4 protein-coding genes are annotated in these 4373 nt (G+C 63.6%); 2 read left to right on the forward strand and 2 right to left on the reverse strand.

From position 1 onward, the window contains the following. Positions 1-480: 480 nt before the first annotated feature. Entirely contained in the window at positions 481-834 is a 354-nt protein-coding gene (locus AB0M65_RS40315) for a hypothetical protein (RefSeq protein ID WP_364040769.1), read from the forward strand. 285 nt (positions 835-1119) lie between these two features. Here AB0M65_RS40315 and AB0M65_RS40320 read toward each other — a convergent pair whose 3' ends face one another. Beyond that, entirely contained in the window at positions 1120-1860 is a 741-nt protein-coding gene (locus tag AB0M65_RS40320; protein WP_364040771.1) for a hypothetical protein, read from the reverse strand. Between the two features lie 985 nt (positions 1861-2845). Here AB0M65_RS40320 and AB0M65_RS40325 point away from each other — a divergent pair. After that, positions 2846-3316: a hypothetical protein gene (locus AB0M65_RS40325; protein ID WP_364040773.1), complete on the forward strand. Its 471-nt coding sequence runs from the start codon at positions 2846-2848 to the stop codon at positions 3314-3316. An 88-nt stretch (positions 3317-3404) separates the two neighbouring features. On the opposite strand, the gene AB0M65_RS40330 is transcribed toward AB0M65_RS40325, so the two are convergent. Further along, positions 3405-4346 (reverse strand): glycoside hydrolase family 43 protein, encoded by a 942-nt coding sequence (locus tag AB0M65_RS40330; protein WP_364040775.1) that lies wholly within the window; start codon positions 4344-4346, stop codon positions 3405-3407. Between the last annotated feature and the right edge of the window lie 27 nt (positions 4347-4373).

Raw genomic sequence — 4373 nt, forward strand, 5'->3', positions numbered from 1 at the left:
GTTTTCTGCGGTAGAAGCCGGCTTTCCTTTGCGGCGTAACGTGGATGAGACCAGGCTCCCGGCACGGCCCGGGCCGCCTGGCCTCACCGCTTCGCCGCCCCGAACAGCGACTTGAAACAATTCTGCCCAGAGGGTCACCGTCGTCGCGACTCGAGTCATCCGTCCGGGACGGCATTGTTCCCTGAGCTGCGAATGAGTCAGCCAAACCGTTTCCATCCGGCTATTCGATGGTCTTCGGTGAAATACCCCTTCAGGACTACAAAAACCTCGGTCAGCAGCGGTTCAGCGCCACCCAATGATGCGAAGGGCGGCGAATAGATGGATCCAGCTCTGTACGCTTCCTTCGCGGCACGGAGGCGCGGTTGTTCCTGCGCCCGCCGAGACAATTTCGATTCGAGAGGTATTCATGCTGAAGAAGATCGGCTTCGTCACGGCCGCGATGGCGGCCGGAGCGGTTCTGACCCCCGGTCAGTGACTTGTGTGAGTGAATCCGGAGAACAGCGGCGCGCCCGTGAACTCGCTGCTCTGCGAGCCACGCATCGGCCGGTTCCGCGCGCGACGCCGAAACTCGAACGTGTCATCGAAATCAAGTTGCGCAGTGACGAGAACAAGACTCAAGGCCGTCCTTTGTGGAGTGCCGAATGGAGCCTTCGGGGGACGAACCTTGGCATCGAGCGCAGCGACGAGGACATCGCGGCGCTGGTGGAGAACGTCCTTGAGGACGCTCGGCTCCTGGCCGAGCACTATGCCGTGCGACTCGAGTGGTCCCTCGCCGACGAGGTGATCGAAGGGGGAGCCATGGCAGGTGTCACCTTGCCGGACTCCGTGTCGTGACAAGGGTTGGCTCCGTCAACCGCCTGACCAGGTGGTTTTTCGAGCCGGGGAACGGGCAAACGCAGAGTGACCCCGGCTGGTGTCCCGGGTCGGTGGTGAGTCGTGGTCCGATCTTCGCGCGGCCCACCTTACGTGGCCGGTTTCCCCGCTGCGCGCACGGGGAAGCCGGCCACTTCCACGATTTCCGCCTACCCGGTGCGCCCCCGCCACGAGACACCTGAAGGCCCCCTTCCTTGGGCCTAGCAAGGAAGGGGGCCTTCAGGTGTTTCTAGTGGATCAAGTTGTTCATCGACGGTCGTACGTGTCGTGGTCTCCGTCCCAATCGGTCACGGCGGCGATCGCGCTCACTTCGTGGGTGACGGCACCGTCTTCGTCGGCCGCGGTGTACCACTTGTGATAGCCGGTGTACTCGGGCTTGGCGACAGCCTTGACACCTTCGGATTCCGCTCCGTCAGGACCTGCCGAGAGATCGTCGGCCTCGTACACCGCGTGATTGTCGCCGGCGTGGCTGAGGACATGCGACGAGGTCGCACCGTCCTCGTCCGCGGTCTTGGTGGACTCGGCGTAGATGACGTGGTGGTTGTCCCGGACAGGGTGGTGGTCTCGGACAGGGCGGGACTCTCGGACCGGGAGGGTGGTCGCGGGATGACGTGTGGCCGACGAACCGTCATTGTCGGTATGAGCGACCGGACGCTTCCCATGGGAATAGGTCGGGCGGCCGGGTTTCTCGTCGACGTTCCAGTCGTGGTTCGTGTTCCAGTCGGACTCCTCGTGGTGCAGCACGGCGGCACCCATGGGGCCGGCCAGAACCGCGTTCTCCTCCGTCCACCGATTTCCGTGGTGATCGTAACCCGAATTACTGTGGATCGTCCCGGCGCCACCGATACCGGCGTAGGTCGCCGACGTCTCGGAGGAACCGGCTGTGCCGGGGCCGCCGTACGAGTCGGCTGACGCGATGCCGACGGAGACGAGGGAGAGCGGGATGACGGCCGCTGCCGCGAGCGCCAGGCGGCGCAATTCAGTCATGATTGTTGTGATCCTTTCCGAGCTGGTGATACCTGACAGGAAATTGAGTCACGAGAATCGACTCCGGGCCGGAAGTCCGCCCGCTCAAGCACATTACCCGGATCTAACATGAGCAAAAGGAGGGGCGAGTCATCACACCCGTTCGGTACCTTCGTCAGGTGGATCTTCCAGGGTGATTCAACCCAACGGCGGTACGGTCGTGATTCGCGCTGTTGTCCTTGTGTGTCAACAATGTTCACCAGCGCGCGTCATGCTGTCATACGCGCGCTCATCATCGGCGAGTTTGAGGATCGCCGTTGAAAGGGGTGTTTCGTGCCGGCCTTACGGCAAGAAGAATCGTCGACGCGAATGGCGTCATGAAGGGCATTGCCGCCCTGCGATGAATGAGTGCCGAGCACTGGGGTTCGAGGGCTCAAGACGCTGTCGAACCGGGCTCGAGTCGGCCGGCGCTGCCGGCGGAAGAGCGTCCCGGCGCTGCTCGTGCCGGGACGCTCCTCCCGCTGAATTCCGCCCGGCTGACGCTTTCGTGTCAGATCCCAGCGCCATGAGTGGGCTTTCCAGCTGGCTTCGACGTTAGCCGACTGGCCTCCGCATAAGAAGCGGTGCACAGTCGTGACATTCTTAAGAGTGTCTTTTTATCGATGGCGAATTTGAATGGTTACCCCTGTGTGCTGTTGTCCAAACGGCACCGATGGGGTGAACGTTGCGTGGGCTGGGCCTGGCCTCTTGTATTGAGAGGTGAGTAAAAGTCAGCCATGCTGAGGAACTCGCGACCTCGATAGGGTGTTCTGGACACGCAGGGTGTTCACCTATGCCCACAGGTGCCGAAGAGCTTCACGCGAACTTCACGTTTGTTTCGCCGGAACCACTTCCAGTGTACACGGTGCGAAATTGCGGTCTTGAGTAAGGAACGGCGTCCGGTCGCCTTATTCGGGGAGAGGGTTCACCATGGTTCGAGTTGAAGCAGGAACCAGAGGAGTACGACATGAGTAGTCAACTGACGCGGGCATTGGCCATTCTCGTCACCGCGGCGTCCGTGACGCTGGCGGGTGCGGGTGTCGCCGCCGCGGGCGGTCCCGGTGGTAACGGGTCCTCCAGTACCACCAGTGTGGCCGCGGAAGTGCAGACGATGCGCGACACGTTGGCCTCGGGTGCGGACAGCGGCGACGTGTCGGGGACGCAGGCCACCCTCGGCAGGCTCGACCCGGTGCTCACCGAATTGGCACAGGGTGAGCGGTACACGATCCAGGCGGAGGCGAAGGACAGTGCTGTCACCGCGAAGCAGGAGAACGCCACCGCGAAACAGGGCGTCGACGAACTGGCGACGAACGGGGCACCCCGGGCCGGGCTGCCGCCGGTGTCGGCTTTGCTCAACGCGTTGCTGCAACGACTGCTGATCAGCTTGTCATCGCTGGTGAACGACCTCCTTGGTGGGCTGACCGTCCCGGTCGCTTAGCGCGACCGGACCCCGGACGGGGTGCCCCGGCGAAGGCCTGGTGCGGGACCTCTCTCCTGCATCAGGCCTTCGTTGTGCTGAGGGCCGGTCAGCCGAGCTGGGGAATGTCGTTCGGGAAGCTCAATGGAAATTCGTACAGGCCGCGCGCCGTGCGACCACCACCGAGCCAGCCGTGGAAGAAGATGTGCCCGTCCACCACGTCGGCCCCGCCGGGCGCGTCGACCTTGCCGCCGAGAAGATCGGTCGAAAGGAACGGGACATCGGCCTTCACGAACGGCCCGTTCAGCGCGGGGGCGGAGGCATAACCCGTGTGATAGCCAGAACTCTTAAAGGTGTCGGCCGAGTAGAAGAGCAGATAGCGGCCGGGGGTCTTCACCACCGACGGAGCCTCGACGACCGCCTTCTCGGAAGTGAGGTCGGCGCGCAGGAGTTCGATCCGCGGACCGGTCGGTGTCCGGCCGTCAGGGAGCATCTTCTGTGACCAGATCGCCGCGGGCGGACCCGTGGCCGCGCCGTCGCTCTTGTAGAGCAGGTATCGCGTGCCGTCGGCGTCCACAAAGGTCTGTGGGTCGATGTCACCGCCGTCGCCCGGCACGCAGACCAGGGGCGCGTCGCCGACAGGGGTGTACGGACCTTCGGCCTTGGCAGCGGAAGCGGTGCCGATGCACATTCTCCCACTGGAGACGGTGGCCGCGGAGAAGTAGAGCAGATAGGTGCTGTCCGGGAGCTGGGTCACGTCAGGTGCCCAAAATCCACCGTCGGTTTTGGCCCACTTCGGGACGGACGCGAGAGCATCACCGATGACACGCCATGGGCCCTCCGGTGCCGGAGCGCCGGCGACGGGCACCTTCACCGCACCGGTACGCGTGGAAAACGCGAAGTAGCCGGAGCCGATCTTGATGACATCGGGGTCCGGGAAGTCCTGTTCGAGAAGAAGCCGAGGAGCGACGGCGGCCGACGCCGGAGGGCAGTTCGCGAGTGTCACAAGGCCGATGACGGCGACTGTCAGCAGGCGAATCTTGTTCTTCATAACCGTCTCTCTCGCACGACACGCGAA

It is taken from the genome of Amycolatopsis sp. NPDC051071 (assembly GCF_040682875.1).
In the GTDB taxonomy this organism is placed as follows: domain Bacteria; phylum Actinomycetota; class Actinomycetes; order Mycobacteriales; family Pseudonocardiaceae; genus Amycolatopsis.

Bases quoted from the DNA above. Each gene is read 5' to 3' on its own strand.
- AB0M65_RS40320 (WP_364040771.1), bottom strand. From the start codon at position 1,860: ATGACTGAATTGCGCCGCCTGGCGCTCGCGGCAGCGGCCGTCATCCCG.
- AB0M65_RS40325 (WP_364040773.1), top strand. From the start codon at position 2,846: ATGAGTAGTCAACTGACGCGGGCATTGGCCATTCTCGTCACCGCGGCG.
- AB0M65_RS40330 (WP_364040775.1), bottom strand. From the start codon at position 4,346: ATGAAGAACAAGATTCGCCTGCTGACAGTCGCCGTCATCGGCCTTGTG.